21 protein-coding genes and 1 riboswitch are annotated in these 22343 nt (G+C 68.7%); of the genes, 11 read left to right on the forward strand and 10 right to left on the reverse strand.

All coding sequences use genetic code 11. The annotated features are described in order from the left end of the window. Positions 1–2 precede the first annotated feature (2 nt). The gene (locus tag M1D55_RS03295; protein WP_023264677.1) at positions 3–644 is read left to right on the forward strand and encodes a bifunctional 4-hydroxy-2-oxoglutarate aldolase/2-dehydro-3-deoxy-phosphogluconate aldolase; all 642 of its coding nucleotides are present in this window, start codon (positions 3–5) and stop codon (positions 642–644) included. A 100-nt stretch (positions 645–744) separates the two neighbouring features. Continuing rightward, complete coding sequence (locus M1D55_RS03300) at positions 745–2487, forward strand: phospholipase D-like domain-containing protein (protein ID WP_456281100.1); 1743 nt, start codon at positions 745–747, stop codon at positions 2485–2487. Positions 2488–2559: 72 nt separating this feature from the next. Here M1D55_RS03300 and M1D55_RS03305 read toward each other — a convergent pair whose 3' ends face one another. The 4 genes from M1D55_RS03305 to M1D55_RS03320 form a co-directional block, all read right to left on the reverse strand. Continuing rightward, on the reverse strand, positions 2560–2691 hold the full coding sequence (locus tag M1D55_RS03305; protein WP_006578423.1) for an entericidin A/B family lipoprotein: 132 nt from the start codon (positions 2689–2691) through the stop codon (positions 2560–2562). A 119-nt stretch (positions 2692–2810) separates the two neighbouring features. Continuing rightward, complete coding sequence (locus M1D55_RS03310; protein WP_456281101.1) at positions 2811–3317, reverse strand: DUF6644 family protein; 507 nt, start codon at positions 3315–3317, stop codon at positions 2811–2813. Between the two features lie 19 nt (positions 3318–3336). Beyond that, positions 3337–3720 (reverse strand): DUF6152 family protein, encoded by a 384-nt coding sequence (locus M1D55_RS03315; protein WP_023264679.1) that lies wholly within the window; start codon positions 3718–3720, stop codon positions 3337–3339. Positions 3721–3861: 141 nt separating this feature from the next. Beyond that, complete coding sequence (locus M1D55_RS03320; protein ID WP_006577842.1) at positions 3862–5175, reverse strand: hemolysin family protein; 1314 nt, start codon at positions 5173–5175, stop codon at positions 3862–3864. A 127-nt stretch (positions 5176–5302) separates the two neighbouring features. Here M1D55_RS03320 and M1D55_RS03325 point away from each other — a divergent pair, with 127 nt between their 5' ends. Next, complete coding sequence (locus M1D55_RS03325; RefSeq protein WP_456281102.1) at positions 5303–6208, forward strand: helix-turn-helix domain-containing protein; 906 nt, start codon at positions 5303–5305, stop codon at positions 6206–6208. On the opposite strand, the gene M1D55_RS03330 is transcribed toward M1D55_RS03325, so the two are convergent. After that, positions 6196–6822 carry an acyloxyacyl hydrolase gene (locus tag M1D55_RS03330; RefSeq protein ID WP_456281103.1) on the reverse strand — a complete coding sequence of 209 codons (627 nt, stop codon included), beginning with the start codon at positions 6820–6822 and terminating at the stop codon, positions 6196–6198. The genes M1D55_RS03325 and M1D55_RS03330 overlap by 13 nt on opposite strands. 240 nt (positions 6823–7062) lie before the next feature. Further along, a riboswitch (FMN riboswitch) is annotated at positions 7063–7253 on the forward strand. 225 nt (positions 7254–7478) lie between these two features. On the opposite strand from M1D55_RS03330, the gene ribB reads away from it, so the two are divergent. Both ribB and M1D55_RS03340 read left to right on the forward strand, forming a co-directional pair. Then, the gene (gene ribB, locus M1D55_RS03335) at positions 7479–8189 is read left to right on the forward strand and encodes a 3,4-dihydroxy-2-butanone-4-phosphate synthase (RefSeq protein ID WP_456281104.1); all 711 of its coding nucleotides are present in this window, start codon (positions 7479–7481) and stop codon (positions 8187–8189) included. A gap of 259 nt (positions 8190–8448) precedes the next feature. After that, positions 8449–9087 carry a surface-adhesin E family protein gene (locus M1D55_RS03340; protein ID WP_006577838.1) on the forward strand — a complete coding sequence of 213 codons (639 nt, stop codon included), beginning with the start codon at positions 8449–8451 and terminating at the stop codon, positions 9085–9087. A gap of 90 nt (positions 9088–9177) precedes the next feature. Here M1D55_RS03340 and M1D55_RS03345 read toward each other — a convergent pair whose 3' ends face one another. Beyond that, positions 9178–9594 (reverse strand): hypothetical protein, encoded by a 417-nt coding sequence (locus M1D55_RS03345; RefSeq protein ID WP_456281105.1) that lies wholly within the window; start codon positions 9592–9594, stop codon positions 9178–9180. Between the two features lie 784 nt (positions 9595–10378). Between M1D55_RS03345 and M1D55_RS03350 the strand changes: the two genes are divergently transcribed. Continuing rightward, positions 10379–11899, forward strand: coding sequence for a glucan biosynthesis protein G (locus tag M1D55_RS03350; protein ID WP_456281290.1), 1521 nt, complete (start codon positions 10379–10381; stop codon positions 11897–11899). Then, a complete protein-coding gene (gene mdoH, locus M1D55_RS03355) occupies positions 11872–14451 on the forward strand; it encodes a glucans biosynthesis glucosyltransferase MdoH (RefSeq protein ID WP_006577836.1) in 2580 nt (859 codons plus the stop codon). Before M1D55_RS03350 ends, mdoH begins: the two co-directional genes overlap by 28 nt. A 328-nt stretch (positions 14452–14779) precedes the next feature. Here the strand turns inward: mdoH and M1D55_RS03360 are convergent, their stop codons facing one another. Continuing rightward, on the reverse strand, positions 14780–15346 hold the full coding sequence (locus tag M1D55_RS03360; RefSeq protein WP_023264682.1) for a hypothetical protein: 567 nt from the start codon (positions 15344–15346) through the stop codon (positions 14780–14782). 317 nt (positions 15347–15663) lie between these two features. Between M1D55_RS03360 and M1D55_RS03365 the strand changes: the two genes are divergently transcribed. From M1D55_RS03365 to M1D55_RS03380, 4 genes are all read left to right on the forward strand, one after another. Next, a complete protein-coding gene (locus tag M1D55_RS03365) occupies positions 15664–16884 on the forward strand; it encodes a Bcr/CflA family multidrug efflux MFS transporter (protein WP_064575595.1) in 1221 nt (406 codons plus the stop codon). A gap of 279 nt (positions 16885–17163) precedes the next feature. Further along, positions 17164–17445 carry an HU family DNA-binding protein gene (locus tag M1D55_RS03370; RefSeq protein WP_006577833.1) on the forward strand — a complete coding sequence of 94 codons (282 nt, stop codon included), beginning with the start codon at positions 17164–17166 and terminating at the stop codon, positions 17443–17445. Positions 17446–17631: 186 nt separating this feature from the next. Beyond that, positions 17632–18117 carry an acyl-CoA thioesterase gene (locus M1D55_RS03375; RefSeq protein ID WP_006577832.1) on the forward strand — a complete coding sequence of 162 codons (486 nt, stop codon included), beginning with the start codon at positions 17632–17634 and terminating at the stop codon, positions 18115–18117. Positions 18118–18119: 2 nt separating this feature from the next. Next, entirely contained in the window at positions 18120–18644 is a 525-nt protein-coding gene (locus M1D55_RS03380) for a CreA family protein (RefSeq protein ID WP_456281106.1), read from the forward strand. A gap of 14 nt (positions 18645–18658) precedes the next feature. Here M1D55_RS03380 and M1D55_RS03385 read toward each other — a convergent pair whose 3' ends face one another. Genes M1D55_RS03385 through M1D55_RS03395 form a run of 3 tightly spaced genes read right to left on the reverse strand, consistent with a single transcriptional unit; the run spans position 18659 to position 22153 of the window. Then, complete coding sequence (locus M1D55_RS03385) at positions 18659–19510, reverse strand: acid phosphatase (RefSeq protein WP_456281107.1); 852 nt, start codon at positions 19508–19510, stop codon at positions 18659–18661. Positions 19511–19554: 44 nt separating this feature from the next. Beyond that, positions 19555–21366: a class I adenylate-forming enzyme family protein gene (locus tag M1D55_RS03390; protein ID WP_456281108.1), complete on the reverse strand. Its 1812-nt coding sequence runs from the start codon at positions 21364–21366 to the stop codon at positions 19555–19557. A gap of 22 nt (positions 21367–21388) precedes the next feature. Further along, positions 21389–22153, reverse strand: coding sequence for an SDR family NAD(P)-dependent oxidoreductase (locus M1D55_RS03395; protein WP_456281109.1), 765 nt, complete (start codon positions 22151–22153; stop codon positions 21389–21391). Positions 22154–22343: the final 190 nt, after the last annotated feature.

Genomic DNA, 22343 nt, shown 5'->3' on the forward strand with positions numbered 1-22343 from the left:
CCATGCCCAGCCAATCTCCTTCGCTGATCGACCGCCTGGCCGGCGTGCCGGTCATCCCCGTACTCGAATTCCACGCCGTCGACGAGGCGCTGCGCGTCTCCGAGGCGCTGGTCGCCGGCGGCCTGCCGGTGCTCGAAATCACGCTGCGTACGCCGGTCGCGCTCGAGGCGATGCGCGCGGTCGCCGCCGCGTTGCCGCAGGCCATCGTCGGCGCCGGTACCGTGCTCGACGCCGCGCAGCTGCATGCGGTGCGCGATGCCGGCGCGCAGTTCGCGGTGTCGCCCGGGCTGACGCCGCGGCTTGCCGAAGGCGCGCGCGATGCCGGCATATCGCTGTTGCCCGGCGTGGCCACCGCCAGCGAGGCGATGGCCGCGCTCGAAGCCGGCTTTACCTTCCTGAAGTTCTTCCCGGCCGAGGCCGCCGGCGGCATGCCGATGCTGAAGTCGCTGAACGGGCCGCTTCCGCGGCTGCGCTTCTGCCCGACCGGAGGCATCGACGCGGCGCGTGCGCCGGGCTATCTGGCCCTGCCGAACGTCGTCTGCGTCGGCGGCTCCTGGGTCGTGCCCAAGGACGCGGTCGCCAGCGGCGACTGGGCGCGCATCCGCGCGCTGGCCGAACAAGCGGCGGCGCTGCGGCGCGGCTGAGCGCGGCCCTCTCCCGCGTCCGCGGGCTGTCGGACAAAGGCCGATTGTCCGCGCCGGTGGCGCCACCTAAGCTGACAGCATCGGGACTGATGGAGTCGGCATGACGGCGTTTGCGGTGTCGTGGGGGAAAGCGAGGCCGCGCACGGCAAGCTGGCTGCGCTGGCTTGCCACGGTGACGCTGGCGCTCAGCGCTTCCGCCTGCGCCAGCCTGCCGCAGGATGTGCCGCGCCGGCCCTCGACCGCCTTCACCGGCTGGGCCGATACCCCGCTGGGCCAGGTCGTCGCCAGGAGTACGCCGGACCCGGCGCTGTCCGGCTTTCACCTGGTGTCGTCGGGCGAAGATGCCTACGGCACGCTGATCACGCTTGCCGACCGCGCCACCCGATCCCTGGACCTGCAGTACTACATCGTTGCCGCCGACGAATCGTCGCGCGAGATCCTGCGCCGCGTGCGCGCCGCCGCCGAGCGCGGCGTCCATGTGCGGCTGCTGGTCGACGACCTGCACAGCGACGGCAAGGACCCGGCCTTCCTGCGTTTCGCCCGCCATCCCAATATCGAGGTGCGCTACTTCAATCCGTTTCCGGCGGGACGCTTTTCCAAGCTGACGCGCTTCATCAGCGTGGCGGGCGACGCCAGGCGGGTCAACCGGCGCATGCACAACAAGGTCTTCATCGCGGACAACGCGATGGGGATGACCGGCGGCCGCAATATCGGCAACGCCTATTTCCTGCGTGCGCCCGATACCAACTTCCTCGATCTCGACGTGGTGGTGGCCGGTCCGGCGGTGCGCCGGCTGTCCGCGGGCTTCGACGAGTATTGGAACAGCCAGTACGCGTACCCGGTCGAGGCGCTGGCCAATCCGGACGAGGCGGCGCCGGGTCCGGCTGGCACGCCGCCCGGGTCGGGCGTGCAGGCCGCCGGAGCGCGCGGATCGGATGGGCCGGGCGATTCGAAGAAGGCGGGGGGATCGGGCGGATCGGCCAGTTCCGCTTCGGCGCCGCCGGAACAGGCGCTGGTCGACGAGGCCGCGCAGCGCGAGGCCGAACAGAAGCGGCTCGAGGCGAGCGGCATGACGGCGCCACAGAAGATCGATCCGGCCAAGAGCTTCCTTGCCCGCGAACTCTCGCGCGGCGGCAGACTGAACTTCGAATGGGCCCGCGCCAGCGTGCTGGTCGACAACCCGGCCAAGGTCGAGCCCGACAAGCTGCCGGACAGCGACGATACGCTGGCCGACGAGGTCGCGCGGATGATGAAGGAGGCCCGCCAGGAGGTCATCATCATTTCGCCGTATCTGGTGCCCGGCAAACGCGGCGTCGAATGGCTCAGCGCACTGACCGCGCGCGGCGTCAAGGTGCGCGTGCTGACCAATTCGCTGGCGGCAACCGACTCGCCGATCGTCCACGTCGGCTACGAGCGCTACCGCAAGGCGCTGATTCGCTCCGGGGTCGAGCTGCACGAACTGAAGCCGCGGTTGCAGCGGCAGCAGCGCTCGGTCGGGAATTTCGGATCCTCGCAAGCCAGCCTGCACGTCAAGGCGGCGGTGGTAGACCGTCAGACGCTGTTCGTCGGCTCGATGAACTTCGATCCGCGCTCGATCACGCAGAACACCGAGACCGGCCTCATCGTGCGCAATGCCCGGCTGGCGGGGCAGGTGGCGCAGATCTTCTCGGACGCCATCGGCGTCAACAGCTGGCGGCTGCAGCTGTCGGAGGACGACGAGCTGCAATGGGTGGATGGGCAGGGCAAGCAGGCGGTGGTGCTCGACACCGAGCCGGATACCACCTGGTCGCAGCGCCTCTGGATCGACGTGCTGACGCCGTTTACGCCGGAAGAGCTGCTGTAAGCGCTGGGGCGGATGCAAGTCCGGGCAGGCCGCCGCGCAACTGGCTGGCGGCCTGCCCGCTGACTGAGCGGCTTACTTGTGGCGATCCGCCGCGCCTTCGAGCTTCTGGCCGCCGCGCTGGATGTCCTGGCCCAGGCCGGCCATCGTGTTGCAGCCGGTCAGCAGCACAGCCAGCATCACACCAAAAATCCAACCTTTTTTCACACTGCGCTCCTTTTGAGGTGTTGCGAACGGGGCGATTTTACAATCGGTGCGGCCCGCTGCGCACAGGGCAGTGTCGCTATTTGTAACGGGCAGCGCGGGGGAAGGGGAGGCGCGGCGTCCTAGACGTAGGCGATCAGCCGGCCGGCGGCGATGACCAGCGTCCAGGTCAGCAGCGACAGCACCGCCGCGGTGCGCGCCCAGCGCGGCGGCCGGGCGCCGACGTTCCAGTCGGCGGGGCCGGCGGCCCGTTGCAGGGCGCGGTACGGCCAAAGGTGGAATGCCAGCGCGTTGAGCAGCCCGAGGGCGATCAGGATCAGCTTGAAATAGAGCGCGGGATTGGTCGCCAGCTCGTCGGCATGCGCGAGCAGCAGCAGGATGCCGCTGACCGCCACCGCGACGAAGGCGGCCATCGTCAGCGGCAGCACCTGGCGCAGCAGCGCCGTCACCGGCAGGTTGCGCCAGAGCCCGGCCAGCCGCAGGTCGACCACGGCGATGGTGCCGAACAGCAGCGCCATGCCGGCCAGGTGGACGATTTCGACCAGCGGATAGGCCCAGGCGGAAGCGCGCAGCGCGCTCGACAGCGGCAGCGCCGCCAGCGTGGCGCCCAGCTCGGTCAGCGATGCCACGGCGCCCGCTGCGGGACAGTCAGCGCAGTTCGACGGTCTGGCCGTCGAGCACGATCCGCTCGGCGCGCATCTCGTCGCCGTGTTCCTTGCTGGGGTAGCCGACGATGGTGACCTCGCGGCCGACCGCGACCTTGTCGGCGGTCGCTCCGCGCGCCTGCATCCGCGAGATCGGCGCCAGTACGGCCAGCCAGCGCTTGCCGTTGGCGTCGATCCGCACCATCGCGTGCGGATTCTCGTATTTGACTTCGGTGAGCTTGCCGGTCAGCGTGATCGGCTTGCTGTCGTCATAGCTCGACCAGCCGTGGTGCGCGGCGGCCGGGCCGGCCAGCAGCGCGGCGAACGCGGCGGCGGTGGCAAGCGCGGCAAGCGGGCCGCGGGACATCGAGCGGAACGGGCGGGACATGGCGGTTCTCCGGCTTCTGCGTTCGTGGAGTATAGCTGCCGCTCGAGCAAGGGGCGTCGCGGCTCTCCCTCTCCCCCAATCCTTCGCCCGCAAGAGGGAGAGGGCTGGCGAGAGGGCGCGGCCGCATCGCACCCCGAACGGCTAGCCCGTCGTATCCGGCTCCGGACCTTCCTCGGCGGGCAGCGGGCTTGCCAGCACCTTGTCGATGCGCTTGCCGTCCATGTCGATGATCTCGAATTTCCAGTCGAGCCAGCTGACCGAATCGGCGATCTGCGGCAGCCGTCCCAGCAGCAGCAACAGCATGCCGGACAGCGTGTGATAGCGCTCCTTGTCTTCCTCCGGCACGCTGCGCAGGCCGATGCGGTCCTTCAGCTCGGGGATCGGGATCAGGCCGTCGAGCAGCCAGGAGCCATCCTCGCGCTGCACCGCCCATTCGTCGCCGGCGATGTCCGGCTTGAACTCTCCGGTGATCGCCTCGATCAGGTCCTGCAGCGTGACGATGCCCAGCACCTCGCCGTACTCGTCGATGACGAAGGCCATCTGTCCGCCGGACGAGCGGAAATGTTCGAGCAGCTCCATGCCGGTGACGCTTTCCGGCACATAGACCGGGGCCTGCATCACGGCGGCCAGCTCGGTGGCCTCGCCGCGCAGCTTGCGCGCCAGCAGCTGGCGCGCGCTGACCACGCCGATCACGTCGTGCATGCCGCCGCGTACCACCGGGAAGCGCGAGTGGTCCGATTCCTCGATGCGGCGCAGGTTTTCCTCCAGCGGCAGTTCGACGTCGAGGCTGACCACGTCGCCGCGCGGCACCATCAGCGAGGTCAGCTGGCGGTCGTCGAGCCGGAACACGTTGCGCACCATCGTGTGCTCGTGGCGTTCGATCACGCCGGCCTCCGAGCCCTCGACCAGCAGCGCGTGGATTTCTTCCTCGGTGACCGCGGGACCGGCGCCGCTCTTGACGCCGATCAGCCGCAGCACCAGCCGGGTCGAGCCCGACAGCAGCTTGACGAACGGCGTCGAGGCGACTGCCAGCCAGGACAGCGGCCGCGCGACCGCGCGCGCCAGGGTCTCCGGCGCCAGCTGGCCCAGCCGCTTGGGCACCAGCTCGCCGAGCACGATGGAAAAGTAGGTCAGTCCCGCGACGACGATCGCGGTGGCCACATAGCCCGCGGTCGGCTGCGCCATGCCCACGCCCTGCAGCCAGACGCCGAGCGGCTGCGCCAGCGCGGATTCACCGACCACGCCGTTGAGCACGCCGATCGAGGTGATGCCGATCTGCACGGTGGACAGGAAACGGGTCGGATCCTCGCCCAGCTTGACCGCCTCGATCGCGCCGCGATCGCCTTCGTCGATCAGCTTCTGCAGGCGGGCCTTGCGGGCCGAAACCAGCGCGATCTCCGACATGGCGAACACGCCGTTGAGCAGGATCAGCGCCAGCAGGATGGCTATTTCCATCAGGGTGCGCGCCCTACGCGCGCGGGTGTTGTCGAGCCGTCAAGCATAACATCGGCATGTGGCACGTCCGCCGTTGATTACCTGGCAGGTTATCGCCAGGGCGCGCACCGCATGCTGTAATGCGGCCATGGACACGCTGACCCCCGCCTCCGAAACCGCTCTCGACTTTCCCGCCCTGCTGCGCTACTGGCGCGGGCGCCGCGGCTACAGCCAGCTCGCGCTGTCGCTTGCCGCCGGGGTGTCGCAGCGGCATATCAGCTTTCTCGAATCGGGCCGCGCCCGGCCCAGCCGCGAGATGATCCTGGCGCTGTCGGACCGGCTCGGCGTGCCGCTGCGCCAGCGCAACCGGCTGCTGCTGGCGGCCGGCTTCGCTCCCGCCTACAGCGAACACGCGCTGGCCGAACCGCCGCTGCAGATGGTGCGCCAGGCCATCGCGCTGATCCTCGCCAAGCAGGAGCCGTATCCCGCGGTGGTGCTGGACCGCTTCTGGAACATCAGCGATGCCAACCGCGCCTATCGGCGCATGGTCGACGCGCTGCTCGACGGCCGTGCCGCCGCGGTGCTGCCCGAATGCCTGGGCAACGATGCGGGCGGCGGCCCGCGCATCAACCTGATGCTGACCGTGTTCGATCCGCAGGGGCTGTGGCCAATGATCGAAAACGCCCATCAGGTCGGCCGCTATCTGCTGCGACGCGTCTGGCAGGAGTTGCAGGCGCAGGCGCACGACCGCGTCGCGCGCGAGATCTTCGCCCGCATCGCGCAATGGCATCCGGAGATGATCGGACCGGGCGGCGTGCCGCATGCCGACGACGACGGCAGCGAAGGCCCGCTGCCGCCGGTGCTGCCGGTGGTGCTGCGCGCCGACGGCTTCCAGGCCTCGCTGTTCTCGACGCTGACCACGCTGGGCAATCCGCATGACGTCACGCTGCAGGAACTGCGGATCGAATGTTTCTTCCCCGCCGACGAACCGTCGCGCCTCGCGCTCGAGGCGCTCGGGCACGACGCCGCGCCGGCTGCCGTTCAGAACCGGTAGCGCAGATAGGCGGTATGGAAGTCCGAGCCGGGGTTGGGCTTCTTGATGCCGGCATTCGAGATGTGCTGGTAGCGGTAGCCGATGGCGAAGCGCTGGTCCTTGCCGAAGGCGATGCCGACGCCCGCCATGTCGGAGAACTGGAACGCGGTCGACATCGAATGGTTGTCCGAGGTCCGCGTCCCGCTCATCAGGCGCACGCCGATCGATGCCTCGAGAAAGGGCACCCATCGATGGCGCTGCCAGGCCAGCCGCAGCACCGGCTGCGCGCCGATCTCCCACAGGTTGCGCGGATTGGCGTCGCTGGTGCTGTCCCAGCGCGCGACATTGAGCTCCCACAGCAGGCCGAGCCGCAGGCCGGCCGGGTCGCCCCAGCCATAGCCGGAATCCCAGCCGAACGCGATATCGACCTTGCGCACGTCGGTGCGGCTGTCGGTGCCGTAGGCGATCTGCACGGTGGGATCGGCCCATGCGGCGCTGCCGGCGGCCAGCAGCGGCAGCGCGGCGAGCCAGCGCAGCGCTCGCAAGGAGCGGCGGGATGGGCGGCAAGGGCAAAGGGCAAGGGAGCGGGAAGGGCGGCGGAACAGGCGGGCAAGCAGGTCGTCGTCGAATGGCATCGTGATCGCGGCAAGAAAAAACGGGAACGGGAAACGCGCAGAGGGCGCGGAAAGCCTGCGGAGCTCGAAGGAATCCGGCGCCCGCATGGCGGGCGCGGCGTCCGCGCAAGTCGTTTAGTTGTAGTACAGATCGGGCGCTTACGCCGCATCGCGTGATAACATCGCAACGCCGGCGCGAGCCTGCGCCTTCGTGAATCGGTCCACGATCCTTCGAAGGGCAAGCGCGTTTCGCCGGTTTCGTTACGTCTTCAGGGCGGGGTGAAAGTCCCCACCGGCGGTATGCCGAACGCGTTCACCGACGCGGCCGGCGAGCCCGCGAGCGCCCGCGTCGTTCCATGTCTTCGTTGTATCCGACATGGTTGCGCCCGGGGTCAGCAGACCTGGTGAGAGGCCAGGGCCGACGGTCATAGTCCGGATGAAAGAAGATGGGCGAGCAAGCATCGCTGCCGTTTCATTGCCATGTCGATGGAACGGCGCGGGCCTGCGCGGTCGCGTGCCTGTGCATGCGGCCCGCGGTTCGTCGCCTTGCCATGCGCAAGCGGACAGCGAGTGGACGATCACCCAGGTCGGCGCTTCTGGCCGGCCGTCGTGCGCGCTGCGGCTTGCGTCGCCAATCCCCTGAAACGCCCGTTGATCTTTACGCAAGGAGCGTTTCAATGCTGTCCACGCTGTCGCCTTCCCAAACCAATCTTTCCCCCGACCACGCCGCGGCCGCCGTCGGCCCTGCCGACGCCATCGTGCCGGCGCTTCCCCATGATCTGCCGACCCGCATCGAGCAGGCGCTGCAGGCCATGCGCGAAGGCCGGCCCGTGGTGCTGATGGACGACCACGACCGCGAGAACGAGGCCGACCTGATCGTCGCGGCCGAGCGTCTGACGCTGGCCAATATGGCGATGCTGATCCGCGAATGCAGCGGCATCGTCTGCCTGTGCCTGACGCGCGAGAAGGTCGCGCGGCTCGGCCTGCGGCCGATGGTCGAGAACAATCGCAGCCAGTACGGCACCGCGTTCACCGTGTCGATCGAGGCCCGCACCGGCGTCACCACCGGCGTCAGCGCGGCCGACCGGATCACGACGATCCGCGCGGCGATCGCCGACGATGCGGGGCTCGACGCGGTCGTCAGTCCCGGCCATGTGTTTCCGCTGGTGGCCGCCGACGGCGGCGTGCTGACCCGCCGCGGCCATACCGAGGGATCGGTCGAGCTGGCGCGGCTGGCCGGCCTCGCGCCGGCCGCGGTGCTGTGCGAACTGATGAATCCGGATGGCACGATGGCCCGCTACGAACAGGCGCTGGCCTTCGCCGCGCAGCACGATCTGCCGGTGCTGACGATCGCCGAGCTGGTCGCCTGGCGAGAGCAGGGGCACTGAGGCCGGCGCGGACCGAGGCCTGCATCACGGCGCAAGCTGGCGCGCAAACCGCCACGCGAACCACGGCGCAAACCACGGCGCAAACCACGGCGCAAACATGGGGCTAATCGCAGCGAACGCCGCCGCCAGCCGGACCGTTCCGGCCGCGGCGGCGCGTCGCTGTGCGACAATGCCGGCTGTCGCGCGGCCCGTGCATCATCGCGGCCGCGCCTGCCGCCGGTCCCCGGGCCGTCCCTGTCTTGCCAACGCGCCCCGCATCATGTCGTTTCGTGCCGCCACGCCCGCACCGCGCCGCCGCGCTTTCCGCGCGAGCGCCGCGACTCTTCGCTTCCGTTCCTCCGATTCGCTTGCGCCGCTGTTGCTGGCCGCCTCGCTGACGCTGGCGCCGGCATTCGGCACCGACGCCCACGCCGACACCGCGCGCGGCAAGGTGGTGCCGGCCGCTGCGGCCGGACTCTATCAATGCCAGGGACCGAATGGCGGCACGGTGTTTCGTTCGACGCCGCGCGAGGGTTGCGTGACGCTGGCCGCCCCGGACCCGTCCGCGCCCGATCCGCAGCGCTGGCTGCCGCTGATGGGCGCCAACGGCGTGATCTCGTACCTGGACCAGCGCTCGGTGCGCCGGCAGGGCGCGCGCATCGGCGTGGTCTTGATGCGCAACGCGCCGGTCGGCGGGACCATCCATACCACCAGCGGCGAGCCGATCCAGTCGTCGCTGCGGCGGATGGTGCTGGACTGCGCCACGTCGATGTACGCGGTGGTCGAGCAGACGCTGTTTCCCCGCCGATTCGCGCGCGGCGAGCCGCTTTACACGATCCGCTCGCCGCAGCGGGCGACGCCGCGGCCGGTCTCGTCCGGCTCGCTGGCCGGCGAGGTGATGGCGCGCCTGTGCCGCTGAGCGCCGTTCAGCGGCACAGGCGCTGAACGGCCTTCCCATGGAAGCCGGCACGACCGTTGCCGGCTGCGCCCGTCCCCGCCGTTTCCTTCGCTATTCCTCCTCGACGGCGCGCGCCCGCCAGCGGCCGTCGGGCTGCTTGCAGAACCAGCCGGTCCAGCTTTCCTCATTGCTGGAGCGCATCAGTTCGCTGCGGATCTGGCGGCAGGGCTGGCCGCGGTCGGTCTTGCTCTGCAGTGGCGTGATCCTGGCGTAGGTGGCCGGGCGCCGCGGCGTCGCCTGGGTGCGCCACGAGACCGCGGTGCCGTCCTCGGTCGTGGTCAGTGCGCGATTGACCGCCGAGGCGAAGGCGCGTGCCTCGCTCTGCGTCATCGTGCCGACGATCGTGCTGGTCAGATAGTGGTCGACGTATGCCCGTGCCGGTGCCGGCGCGCCCAGGCCCAGCGCGAACGCCAATGCAGTCGCCAGCCCCGACGGCAGCGGCAGGCGGGCGGGCGCGGCATGCGGCATCGGCATCCCCTTGGCGGCGAGATCGTGTGAGCGGCGAGGGCGTGGCCTGGTCGCACGCAGGTGCGCCGTCGCCCGGATCGGTCGATTGTAGTTCGCGCGGCCACCGGCCGCGGCCGTCGCATGCGGGCATGCGTGTCCCGCCCCACCAAGCAAGGATTTTGTCGGACAGCGTCCGATTGACGCGGCAATGACACGGACCTAGTTTCAATCGTCGCGCCCGCTGCGGCCCGTTCGCTTGCCGGCCTTGCCGCCGGAAGCCACGGCTGCATCCGCAACCGACCCGCGTGCCGTCCGGCGCGCATCCGATCCCGTCACTGATTCGTTTGCTCCTGTGCGCAGGACGACAGGAGCGGGCAGGCCTTGCGCCCGCCACCGTGCCGCGGGTTTGTTGCGGTGCAATTCCGGCGTCATTCGAGCCATGAGGAGGATACCCGACGTTGATCAATCAAGAGACGAATAATCAACAATCGTTTCAAATTGTTGCAACCGTTGCGTGATCGAAACGTGACTTTTGGTAGGCAAATTTGTTAAGGTTTTGTCCCGCATTGCAGCAAATCCAATACCTTCCAAGCGTCACCCAAGTCACAGCCCCCGGCAAAGTCCGTCATGGGGCGGCTCAGGCACCGGTCATCCGGCCTGGCCATCGACGAGTATCCGCGCCACTGTCCGCGGCTTCCCGAATAACCAATTGCATTACCGACTACCGCCTTTGATGACGGCATTCATGATCGACTCCGCCATTTCTCCGCCGCTTTCCGCCCGTTCGTGCCGGCCCACGTCGCCGATGCGCTCCGACGGCGTGCGGCTGGGACGCTGGCTGTGTGCCGGTGCGCTCGCCTGCTTCGCGATGGCGGCGCACGCGTTCAGCTTCGATACCGTGGCGGCGCGCGCGCGCCAGCTGGCCAATTCCCCGTACAAGGCCCCCAAGGCCCATCTGCCGACCGAGCTGCGCGAACTGTCGTACCCGCGCTATCGCGAAATCCAGTACAAGCCGGAACGCTTCGTCTGGCGCAATACCAAGCTGCCGTTCGAGCTGTCGTTCTTCCACGAGGGCATGGTGTTCGACCAGCCCGTGAAGATCAACGAGGTCACCGGCAACCGCGTGCGCGAGATGCGCTTCAATCCGGCGGACTTCAACTACGGCTCGCACAAGTTCAACCCGGAGATGCTCAAGGGCCTGGGCTTTGCGGGCTTTCGCGTGCTGCATCCGGTCAACGGCAAGCACAAGGACGAGGTGGTGTCCTTCGTCGGTGCCAGCTATTTCCGCGGCGTCGGCAAGGACCAGTGGTTCGGCCTGTCGGCGCGCGGCGTCGCGGTCGATACCGCGCTCGCGTCGGGCGAGGAATTCCCGCGCTTCGTCGAGTACTGGATCGAACGTCCGGCGCCCGGCGACAAGCAGCTGACCATCTATGCGCTGATGGACTCGCGCCGCATGAGCGGCGCCTATCGCATCGTGGTCAAGCCGGGTGCCGATACCGAGACCGAGGTCAAGGCGCGGCTCTATCTGCGCGAGAACGTGACCAAGCTGGGCCTGGCGCCGCTGACGAGCATGTACCTGTTCGGCGAGAACCAGCCGCCAGCGGCGCCGGAGTTCCGTCCCGAGGTGCACGATTCCGACGGCCTGTCGATCCAGCTGGGCACCGGCGAATGGATCTGGCGTCCGCTGGTCAATCCGAAGCGCCTGCTGGTGACCTCGTTCTCGGCGACCAACCCGCAGGGCTTCGGGCTGATGCAGCGCGATCGGTCGTTCGCCAGCTACCAGGAAATCGGCGAATGGTATGAACGCCGGCCGAGCGGCTGGGTCGAACCGCGCGGTAACTGGGGTTCGGGCCGCGTCGAGCTGGTGATGATTCCGACGCCGGACGAAACCAACGACAACATCGTGGCCTACTGGGTGCCCGACAATCCGCCCAAGCCGAAGCAGCCGTTCGATCTGGAATACCGGCTGCTGTGGCAGAAGGACCGCGAGCGCATGCCGCCGCTGTCGTGGGTCACGCAGACCCGCCGCGGGCAGGGGCTGACCCGCAACAAGGAAGACACCAGCTTCTCGCTGCTGGTCGATTTCGAGGGCCCCGCATTCAAGAAGCTGGATCCCGCCACGCATATCGACGCGGTGGTATCGGCCGATGGCAACGCCGAACTGCTGCGCACGACGACGCAGCGTAACGAGGCCACCGGTGGCTGGCGCATGACGATGTTCCTGCGCCGCAAGGACGAGAACAAGCCGGTCGAGTTGCGCGGCTATCTTCGCAACGGCAACACAACCCTGTCAGAGACATGGAGCTACATCTTACCCCCAGGCTAAAGCAGCGCTCGGCCGCGGCGGCGTGCGAGCGCTATGTCGACCGCCTGCCGGTATCGCCGGAACAGCGCCGCGACCTGCTCGCCGATACCGCGCTGCATGAAGGCATCGTCATCAAGGGCGATGCCACCGGCGACGATCCCGGCGTGCGTTCGCTGCAGAAGGCGCTGGCCAATGGCGACGCCGCGGCCTCGCCCGCGGGCGCGGCCTACGGCTCGATCGAGCGGCGCCTGCAACTGGCCTATGGCGAGCCTAAGGTCGGCGGCGAACCGCTGATCGAGCGACGCGCCGACGGCACCGTCCATGTGGCCACCGGCCCCGAGCCAAAGCGCGCCTCAATGGTGCCGCGGCCGTGGCCGCCGCACCTGGTCGCGGCCTTCGTGCGCAACGGCGTGCGCAAGCTGCTCGGCAAGCCGCCCGTTCCCGAGACGTGGGACACGCTGCACGACGGTCCCGATGCCGAGGGCAAGTGGCATCCGGCCGGCGCGCATCGCCGCTGGGTGCTGCTGTTCCTGGTGATCGTGCAGACCATGATGGCGACGTATTTCATGTCGACGGTGCTGCCGTACAAGGGCAACGACACCCTCGAGATGATCACGCTGGGCCTGTTCACCGTGCTGTTCTCGTGGGTCTCGGCCGGCTTCTGGACCGCGATGATGGGCTTCCTGGTGCTGGCCAAGGGCGGCGACCGACATCTGATCTCGCGCTCGGCCAGCGGCAACGCGCCGATCGCGGAGCAGGCCCGCACCGCGGTGATCATGCCGATCTGCAACGAGGACGTGACCCGCGTCTTCGCCGGACTGCGCGCGACCTACGAATCGCTGGAACGCACCGGCGAGCTTGCGCACTTCGATTTCTTCGTGCTGTCCGACAGCGGCAATCCCGATCTGCGCACCGCGGAAACCGATGCGTGGATGGAGACCTGCCGCGCGGTGAACGGCTTCGGCCGTATCTTCTATCGCTGGCGCCGCCATCGCGTCAAGCGCAAGACCGGCAACGTCGCCGACTTCTGCCGCCGCTGGGGCAGCAAGTACCGCTACATGGTCGTGCTCGACGCCGACAGCGTGATGAGCGGCGATTGCCTGGCCACGCTGGTGCGGCTGATGGAGGCCAACCCCGGCGCCGGCATCATCCAGACTGCGCCGCTGGCAACCGGCCGCGAGACGATGTATGCGCGCGTGCAGCAGTTCGCCACGCGCGTCTACGGACCGCTGTTCACCGCCGGCCTGCATTACTGGCAGCTGGGCGAATCGCACTACTGGGGCCACAACGCGATCATCCGCATCAAGCCCTTCATGGAGCATTGCGCGCTGGCGCCGCTGCCGGGCAAGGGGCCGCTGGCCGGCGAGATCCTGTCGCACGATTTCGTCGAGGCCGCGCTGATGCGCCGCGCCGGTTGGGGCGTGTGGATCGCCTACGATCTGCCGGGCTCGTTCGAAGAGCTGCCGCCCAACCTGCTCGACGAGGTCAAGCGCGACCGCCGCTGGTGCCAGGGCAACCTGATGAACTTCCGGCTGTGGATGAAGCAGGGCTTCCACGCGGTGCACCGCGCGGTGTTCCTGACCGGCGTGATGGCCTATCTGTCGGCGCCGCTGTGGTTCCTGTTCCTGCTGCTGTCGACCGCGATGCTGGCCAAGCATGCGCTGGTGCCGCCCGAGTATTTCTCGCAGCCGTATCAGTTCTATCCGAACTGGCCAGAGTGGCATCCGGAGAAGGCGCTGGCGTTGTTCTCGGCCACCGCGACGCTGCTGTTCCTGCCCAAGCTGTTCGGCGTGGTGCTGCTGATGAAAGAGGCGCGCCGCTACGGCGGGGCGCTGCGGCTGATGCTGTCGATGCTGATCGAGGTCGTGATCTCCGCGCTGCTGGCGCCGGTGCGCATGCTGTTCCATACGCAGTTCGTGCTGGCCGCCTATATCGGCTGGGGCATCTCGTGGAAGTCGCCGCCGCGCGAGGACGCCGAGACGACCTGGGGCGAGGCGGTGCGCCGCCACGGCTGGCACACGGTGCTGGGTCTCGGCTGGGGCGCGCTGGTGTACTGGCTCGACCCGGGCTTCGTCTGGTGGCTGCTGCCGATCGTCGGCGCGCTGGCGCTGTCGATCCCGCTGTCGGTCTGGCTCTCGCGCGTCAGCCTTGGCCGTGCCACGCGCCGTGCCGGATTGTTCGTGATTCCCGAGGAAGCCGAGCCGCCGCGCGAGATCGTCGATACGCAACGCCATGTGGCCGAGGCCGGCGACACGCCCGGCTTCGTCGACGCGGTGGTCGATCCGGTCACCAACGCGCTGATGTGCGCGACCGCGACCGCGCGCGTGGTGCAGCCCGCCGGCACGCAGCGCCAGCACGCGGTGCTGGTGCAGCAGGCGCTGACCAATGGCCCGGACAATCTGAACGCCAGGCAGAAGCTGCTGCTGCTGAACGATCCGCTGGCGCTGTCGCGCCTGCACGAAGCGGTCTGGTCGTCGCCGCTGGCCGACGACGGCTGGAAGGCCACGCGTGCGCTGCTGCGCCGCGCCGCCAACGTCGTACCCCTGCGCCCGCGGGGAAGTGCGGCGGCTTGAAAGATCGGTGACTCGCGCTTGCCGATGATTCCCGGCTCCCGCTTTCGGGAGCGGGGTTGGGGGAGAGGGCAGTGCGGTCATTATGCGACCGTGCTTGAAACCACCCCCTCTCCCCCTGAAGGAGAGAGGGAGAACCTCAACGGCGGGGTCCCGCTCCCAACGCCGATTCCGTGCTTCGCTCCTCTCTCACTGAGAGGGAGAACCCCAGCGCGGCTTCGACCGCCAATGCTGGTCCATGCTTGGCTCCCCTCTCCCGCATGCGGGAGAGGGGTTGGGGGAGAGGGCAAGGGCGGTGGTGATGCGACCAACAGTGAAGCCGAGGCGATCTTCAGCGCAGCGCCGCCGTGCAGATCGGCCCGTTGATATAGACGTCGCCGACGCGGCGCTCGCCTCTGGCCTTGCGTGTCATGTAGCGGAACATCATGCTGACGCCCAGCTTGGTCAGGATCTCGACGTCGCGGTTCGCGCAGATATTGCGCTGTAGCGGCGCGGCATAGCTGACCTCGAAGCTGGCCAGATCGAGCATCGGCCCGCTGTAATTGGTCAATTCCAGCTGGAACAGGATGTGTTTGCCGGGCACCGCCTGGCAGCGGCGCAGACGCGTTTCCTTGTCGATCTCGATCGGCAGCGCGTCGTTGAGCTGCCGGCAGGCGCGTGCCAGCACGGTATCGGGCCGGCGCGAGCTGCGCAGGAATTCGGGCACGCCGGCCGCGCCGGTGTTCTGGCCGGTGGCCGCGCCGCGCAGCATGCGGGTCAGCGAATCGGCTTCATCGACCACCACGGCCGCGCTCGCGGCCGGATGCGCCGCGACGGTACGCGCCGTGACCGGCGCCGCGCAGGCCGACGAGGCCCACAGCAATCCGGTGGCGGTAGCGATCCCGATGGAGGCCGACATTCCTCGGGCGATCGATGCAGTCGTGTGGTTCGATTTGGTTCGCATGCAGGGAAAGAACGCCTGGAACGGCACGGGGCTGGGGCTGCGCTGAAGTCCCGCGATCGAGGCCGGCAATGAAGATGGACCGGCAGTGTGTCGACCGGGTGCCATTGTACCTGCCGGCCCCGTGAGGCGGAACCCGCCGGCGCGCAATACATCACGTTGTGCAACAATTGCGCCTTTCGCTTGACGTCGTTCCCGTCGTCCGTCAGTGCGTTGCCGCGCAGGTCTTCGTTGTTCTCTCGCATGCCGGCGCGGACGACATCTTCCCCATTGCAATGACCCAGTCCTCTCGCCCGGCCACGACGCCGCGCTTCCCGCTTTGGTTGCTGATCTGCGCATCGCTGACCGCGCTCGCGCCGCTGTCGATCGACATGTATCTGCCGGCGTTCCCGACGCTGGCCGCCGACCTCGGCGTCGACATCGGCAGCGTGCAGCTGACGCTCGGCACCTTCCTGGTCGGCCTCGCGATCGGGCAGTCGTTCTACGGTCCGGTCAGCGACCGCTTCGGACGCAAGGCGCCGCTGTATGTGGGGCTCGGCCTCTATGTCGTCGCGTCGGTGGCTTGCGCGCTGGCGGGCGACGCGCCCGCGCTGATGGCCTGGCGCTTCGTGCAGGCGGCCGGCGGCTGCGCCGGCATGGTGATGGCGCGCGCGATGGTGCGCGATCGGCTCGAAGCGCACGAGTCCGCGCGCGCGTTCTCGTCGCTGATGCTGGTCATGGGTCTCGCGCCGATCCTGGCGCCGATCGTCGGCGGCGCGATCCTGACCACGTTGGGCTGGCGCGCGATCTTCTGGGTGATGGCCGCGGTCGGCGCGATGATCCTGCTGCAGGTGCATTTCCGGCTGGAAGAGTCGCTCGATCCGCGACGCGCGATCCCGCTGCGCCTGGGCGAGGTCTTCCACAATTACGGCGCGCTGCTGCGCGACCGCGAATTCCTTGGCTATTCGCTGTGCGCCGGCTTTGCGCAATCGGGCATGTTTGCCTACATCGCCGGCTCGCCTTTCGTGCTGATCGAATTGCACGGCATCGATCCTTCCCACTATGGCTTCGTGTTCGGGGCCAATGCCTTCGGCCTGATCGCGATGTCGCAGCTCAATGCCGCACTGGTGCGGGGGCGTTCGCTCGATCGCGTGCTCCGGCTGGCGCTGGCCGCGCCGTGCGCAGCGGGCTTGCTGCTGGCGCTGGCCAATCTCGCCGGCGCGGCGACGCTGCCGGTGCTGCTGCTTGGATTCTTCGTCTACGTGGCAGCGCTGGGCTGCATCATGCCCAACGCATCGGCGCTGTCGCTCGCGCATCAGGGCCACCGCGCCGGCACCGCGTCGGCGCTGATGGGCACGCTGCAATTCGGCATGGGCACGCTGGCCGGTACCGCGGTCAGCCTGTGGCACGACGGCACCGCGTTGCCGCTGGGCGTGGTGATGGCCATCGGCGGCATCGGCGCGGTACTGATGCGGATGCTCGGCCGCCGGTCCGCCGCGGTCGCGGCCGCCGAATAAGAGGGGGAGGGCGGTCCCGCCGTCGGCGGTTGCCCCTTGCCTTTTGCCCTTTACGCTTTGCCCCCGGGTTGGGGATAACCCGCTGTCGGACCCGCGTCAAAGCCCGGAATTGAGGGGGTAAATCTCCCCGAAAGCCGCTTGACGGAAGGATTTCCGGCATTTTCGTTGCGTCGGTGCGACTGGGGATTGCCCAAGGCGCAAGCGGCGGATTAGACTGCGCCGGTCGGTGAAACGGCTCAGGCTGGTCACCGGTGACGACGACCAACAAGGGATACAGCCATGAATAAAGGTGAACTGGTGTCTGCCATCGCCGCAGACGCGGAACTGAGCAACGCTGCAGCGGAGCGCGCCCTGAACGCCGCGCTGGAAAACATCAAGAAGGCGGTTGCCAAGGGAGATTCGGTCACGCTGGTGGGCTTCGGCAGCTTCGGCGCCGGCAAGCGTGCCGCCCGCACCGGCCGCAACCCGCGCACCGGCGAAACGATCAAGATTCCGGCCGCCAAGACGGTCAAGTTCTCTGCCGGCCAGGGTTTCAAGGACGCTGTGAACAAGAAGAAGTAAGAGCGGGCATCCAGCGGATGCCAACCGGGAGAGCGGCCCATGTGGGCCGCTTTTTTCATTTGGCGCCGCCGTCGCCGCGCCGCGCTACACTCGCATCCTGCAAGCGGAATCCGCACGCATTGCGCCACCCCGCATTCCGCTACCGCATTCTCAACTACACCGCGCCGATTGCTCGCGCCGCTCCCGATGAACGACCTCTCGCATCAACTGTCGATGACCGTGCTGATGACGCCGGACATGGCCAATTTCTCCGGCAACGTCCACGGCGGCACCATCCTCAAATATCTGGACATGGTCGCCTATGCCTGCGCCAGCCGCTACGCCGGGCGCTATGTCGTCACGCTGTCGGTCGACCAGGTGGTGTTCCGCCAGCCGATCCATGTCGGCGAACTGGTGACCTTCCTCGCCGCGGTCAACTACACCGGCCGCAGCTCGATGGAGATCGGCATCAAGGTCATCACCGAGAACATCCGCAGCAAGCTGGTGCGCCATACCAACAGCTGCTATTTCACGATGGTCGCGGTCGACGACGACGGCAAGCCGGCCGAGGTGCCGACGCTGGTGCCGCGCGACGAGGTCGAGCGCCAGCGCTTCGCGGCCGCGCAACTGCGCCGCCAGCTGCGCCAGGAGATGGAGCGCCGGCACGACCAGATCCAGGGCGCGGTGAGCTGACCATGGCGCGCGCATCCCGTCGCCCGCTGTCCGCTGCGCCGGCTTCCCCGCTGGTTTCCGCACTGGTTTCCGCACTGGTTTCCGCGCTGGCATTCGCATCGATCGCGCCGGCGCACGCCGAAGAGATCGGCAGCGTCAACACGCATTTCCGCGTCACCGGCTCGGACCGCGTCGTGATCGAGGCCTACGACGATCCCGAAGTCGACGGCATCACCTGCTACGTTTCGCGCGCCCGCACCGGTGGCATCAAGGGCTCGCTCGGCATGGCCGAGGATCCTGCGGAGGCGTCGATCGCCTGCCGCCAGGTCGGCAAGATCGGCTTCAAGGGGCCGCTGCGCCAGCAGGACAATGTGTTCTCCGAACGCATGTCGATCCTGTTCAAGACGCTGCATGTGGTGCGCGTGGTCGACCGCAAGCGCAACACGCTGGTCTATCTGACCTATTCGGACCGCATCGTGTCGGGCAGCCCGAAGAACAGCGTGACCGCCGTGCCGGTGGAGGCCGCCACGCCGATCCCGCTGCGCTGAAGGCGCGCTGGGCCTTACTGCCCCAGCGCCGCGCGCTCCGCCGCGCAGTCGCGCGTGGGCTTCAGGCCCTTGGCCCGGGCAGCCGCCACCTCGGCGCGCGCCGCGGCAAGATCCGCACGGAAGGTTGGATCGGCATGCAGCCGTGCCACCGTCGCGGCGCCCATGATGCGGCCCTGGTTCGCATCGCTCTGCCAGTGCACGTTGCAGGCCAGGCGGCTCTGGCCGTAGGCGAGCCCGCGCGCGAGGATCGCGTCGGCGCGCTCGGGGTCGACCTCGGTCAGGATCAGCGCCCAGGCCCAGCCCACCGCGTTGTGGCCGGACGGGTAGGAGCCATCCTTGGACAGCTTGGCGACATCGTCGGGCGTACAGGTCGGCAGATGGTTGACGAGGAACGGACGCTGGCGCCGGTAGTGGTCCTTGGCGCGATAGGTCGACAGGCCGGCGTCGACCAGGCTGCGCCGCAGCAGCAGATAGAGCTGCGGCGTATCGCGTTCGTTGATCGGCACGCCCAGCGTGCAGGAGAACGTCTCGGCGGCCTGCGGGAATTTCAGATTGGCATCTTCGACGGCGACCTGCCAGCGTGGGCTGCCCGCCTTGGCCAGGTTCGCGCGCGCCGCTTCCTCGTCGGCGGCAAGCGCCGCCGAGCCAGCCGCCGGCGGTGGCGGCACCAGGCGCAGGCTGTCGGGACGCTGGTCCGCGGGCAGATAGCCGGCCAGGACGCCCGGCCGCAGTTCCGGCACGTCGCCGGCCCGGCTGGTGGGGGCATGGCTGGCGCAACCGGCGGCGCCCGCCAGGGCGGCGGCGACGGCAAGTACGGACAGGGCGCCGCGCCAGGCGGCGCGGGGGGACGAAGGGGCTGAGGCCAAGATGGATTGCTCCCGGTTGTCGTGAGATCGGGCGTTGCGCGCGGTCAGGCGTTGGCGCCGTCGTCGAACAGCTTGCGCAGTTCGGACTTCAGGATCTTGCCGTTGGCATTGCGCGGCAGCGTCTCGCTACGCACGATCACGCGCACTGGCACCTTGAACGCCGCCAGCCGCTGCGCGACGAAGGCCTGCAGCTCGGCCTCCGTGACGCTGGCGCCCGGCTTGACGCCGACCACCGCGCCCGGCTCCTCGCCCAGCGTGCGATGCGGAATGCCGACCAGCGCCGCGTCCATCACGGCCGGATGCGCGTACAGCGCGCTCTCGACCTCGATGCAGTAGATGTTCTCGCCGCCGCGGATCAGCATGTCCTTGGCGCGATCGACGATATAGAGGAAGCCTTCCTCGTCCAGCCGCGCGATATCGCCGGTGCGCAGCCAGCCGTCGACGAAGGTGCTGGCGGTGGCCTCGGGCTTGTTCCAGTAGCCGCGCACGACATTGGCGCCGCGCACCATCAGCTCGCCGACCTCGCCGGGCGGCAGCGCGCGGCCGCGGCCGTCGACGATCTTCATCTCGCCGATCGGCAGCGCGGGGCCGCTGCTGTCGGGCCGATGCAGGTATTCCTCGGCGTTGTGGCTGGTGAAGGTCGCCGAGGTCTCGGTCATGCCCCAGCCGATGCCGGGCATCGACTTCGGAAACACCTCGACGATGCGGCGAACCAGCTCGGGAGAGGCCGGCGCGCCGCCGTAGTTGACGCTCTCCAGCGAGGACAGGTCGAAGCGCTCGCGCTCGGGATGCTCGACCAGCTGCCAGGCGATGGTCGGCACGCCGCCGGCCACCGTGCAGCGCTCGCGCTCGATCAGCGCCATCGCGCGCAGCGCGTCCCAGCGGCGCATCAGCACGATCTTGCTGCCGGCGTGCAGCGCGCCGTTCAGCACCGACATGCAGCCGGTCACATGGAAAAAGGGCACCGACAGCAGCGTGGACTTCTGCGGTGCCAGCGGGTCGGGTTCGGGGATCGGCTGGCCGCGGCGCAGGAAATTGCGCGCCGGGCCGAAGCCGCCGCAGAAGGCCACCGTCGTCGCATTGCGGTGCGTGCCGATGGCGCCCTTGGGCTTGCCGGTGGTGCCGGACGTATAGAACAGCGTGGCATCGTCGTCGGGATCGATCGCGACGTCGGGCAGCGGCAGCTCCGGCAGCCGGTCCCAGGCCATCACGTCGCCGGTGGTCCGCTCCAGCGGTACCACACGCGGGTCGGCATCCCGCGCCATGGTGTCATGGCCGCAATCCGCGCCATCCCCGCCGCCGCGGCAGACATGGATGCGCAGCAGCGCGGGGCAGTCGGCCAGATGCGGACGCAGCCGCTCGAGCCGCTCGTCGTCGATGATCGCGACCTTGCAGCCGGAATCGGTCAGGCCGTATTGCAGCTCGGGGCCGGTCCACCACGCGTTCAGCGGCGTCGCGATGGCGCCGGTCAGCAGCGCGCCGTAGAACGCGGCGGGCCATTCGGGGAGATTGCGCATCGCCACCGCGACGCGATCGCCGGGACGCACGCCGTCCTCGATCAGCGCATGCGCGATCGCCAGCGCCGCGCGGGCAAAGCCGGCATAGGAGACGCGCTGGTCCTCGTAGACGACGAAGGTGCGCTCGCCCCGCGCGCGGGCCTGCAGGAACAGCTCGCGCAGCGTAGGCGGTGCGTGCTTCCACACCGTGGTCGGAATGCCGCGGATTTCGCGCACCTCGGTTTCGAACGGTGCGCCCGGAGCGGTCAGGCGGGCATGGGCTTCGGCCAGTGAGATCGCCGGCCAGGCCGGCGAACTATCGTCGGCGCTGCCCTGTGGACTGCGGGTCGGCGTTGCCATCGGACGGCGAGCGTGATGCCGCTCAGATCGTCACGCCGCCGTCGACCACCAGCGCCTGGCCGGTCATGAAGGAGCTGGCGCTCGACGCCAGGTAGACCGCCGCGCCGGCGATCTCGACCGGTTCGCCGATGCGGCGCAGCGGCGCGTTCTCGGTCGACTGCTTGTAGCGCACCGGGTCTTCCCACAGCGCGCGGGCGAAGTCGGTCTTGATCAGGCCCGGGGCGATGCAGTTGACGCGCACATTGTGCGGGCCGAACTCGACCGCGAGGTTGCGCGCGAGCTGGAAGTCCGCCGCCTTCGAGATGTTGTAGACGCCGATGGTCGGCGAGCCGCGCAGGCCGCCGATCGACGACACGATGATGATCGAGCCGTCCTTGCGCTCGATCATCTGCGGCGCGACCATCTGGATCAGCCAGTGGTTCGAGATCACGTTGTTGTCGAGCACCTTGCGGAACTGCTCGTCGGTGACCCCGCCCATCGGACCGTAGTAGGGGTTGGACGCGGCATTGCAGACCAGCACGTCGATCTTGCCGAACACGCGGTTGGTCTCGTCGACCAGATGCTGCAGATCGCTCTTGGAAGAGATATTGGCCGGCACGGCGATCGCGATGCCGTCGCCGTGCTTCGCGTTGATGGCGTCGACCACTTCCTGGCAGGCCTCGGCCTTGCGCGACGAAATAACCACCTTGGCGCCCTGGACCGCCATCTGCTCGGCGATTGCGCGGCCGATGCCGCGCGAAGAGCCGGTGACGATGGCGACCTTGCCGCTCAGATCGAACAATGACATGGGTGTCTCCTCTACCGATCCCGTTTTCCGGTGGATTCTGATGTTGGCGTGGCGCCGCGCCCGCGATGCCAGGGCGACGGCGATCGGCACATTATGGTCGGTGGGTCTGGCCGCGTCCACAGGCCGGCACACGTTCCGCGGCCCTTATCAGCATTCTTTCTGCGGGGGATTCACGGCGTGCATGGTGTGC

The organism is Cupriavidus sp. JZ107, from assembly GCF_053903255.1.

Excerpts from the sequence above, each read along its gene's own strand:
- M1D55_RS03370 (WP_006577833.1), top strand. The coding sequence starts at position 17,164 with ATGAATAAAGGTGAACTGGTGTCTGCCATCGCCGCAGACGCGGAACTG.
- M1D55_RS03360 (WP_023264682.1), bottom strand. The coding sequence starts at position 15,346 with ATGTCGGCCTCCATCGGGATCGCTACCGCCACCGGATTGCTGTGGGCC.
- M1D55_RS03395 (WP_456281109.1), bottom strand. The coding sequence starts at position 22,153 with ATGTCATTGTTCGATCTGAGCGGCAAGGTCGCCATCGTCACCGGCTCT.
- M1D55_RS03320 (WP_006577842.1), bottom strand. The coding sequence starts at position 5,175 with ATGGAAATAGCCATCCTGCTGGCGCTGATCCTGCTCAACGGCGTGTTC.
- M1D55_RS03330 (WP_456281103.1), bottom strand. The coding sequence starts at position 6,822 with ATGCCATTCGACGACGACCTGCTTGCCCGCCTGTTCCGCCGCCCTTCC.
- mdoH (WP_006577836.1), top strand. The coding sequence starts at position 11,872 with ATGGAGCTACATCTTACCCCCAGGCTAAAGCAGCGCTCGGCCGCGGCG.
- ribB (WP_456281104.1), top strand. The coding sequence starts at position 7,479 with ATGCTGTCCACGCTGTCGCCTTCCCAAACCAATCTTTCCCCCGACCAC.
- M1D55_RS03390 (WP_456281108.1), bottom strand. The coding sequence starts at position 21,366 with ATGGCAACGCCGACCCGCAGTCCACAGGGCAGCGCCGACGATAGTTCG.
- M1D55_RS03365 (WP_064575595.1), top strand. The coding sequence starts at position 15,664 with ATGACCCAGTCCTCTCGCCCGGCCACGACGCCGCGCTTCCCGCTTTGG.
- M1D55_RS03345 (WP_456281105.1), bottom strand. The coding sequence starts at position 9,594 with ATGCCGCATGCCGCGCCCGCCCGCCTGCCGCTGCCGTCGGGGCTGGCG.
- M1D55_RS03350 (WP_456281290.1), top strand. The coding sequence starts at position 10,379 with ATGCGCTCCGACGGCGTGCGGCTGGGACGCTGGCTGTGTGCCGGTGCG.
- M1D55_RS03300 (WP_456281100.1), top strand. The coding sequence starts at position 745 with ATGACGGCGTTTGCGGTGTCGTGGGGGAAAGCGAGGCCGCGCACGGCA.
- M1D55_RS03375 (WP_006577832.1), top strand. The coding sequence starts at position 17,632 with ATGAACGACCTCTCGCATCAACTGTCGATGACCGTGCTGATGACGCCG.
- M1D55_RS03325 (WP_456281102.1), top strand. The coding sequence starts at position 5,303 with ATGGACACGCTGACCCCCGCCTCCGAAACCGCTCTCGACTTTCCCGCC.
- M1D55_RS03340 (WP_006577838.1), top strand. The coding sequence starts at position 8,449 with ATGTCGTTTCGTGCCGCCACGCCCGCACCGCGCCGCCGCGCTTTCCGC.
- M1D55_RS03295 (WP_023264677.1), top strand. The coding sequence starts at position 3 with ATGCCCAGCCAATCTCCTTCGCTGATCGACCGCCTGGCCGGCGTGCCG.
- M1D55_RS03380 (WP_456281106.1), top strand. The coding sequence starts at position 18,120 with ATGGCGCGCGCATCCCGTCGCCCGCTGTCCGCTGCGCCGGCTTCCCCG.
- M1D55_RS03315 (WP_023264679.1), bottom strand. The coding sequence starts at position 3,720 with ATGTCCCGCCCGTTCCGCTCGATGTCCCGCGGCCCGCTTGCCGCGCTT.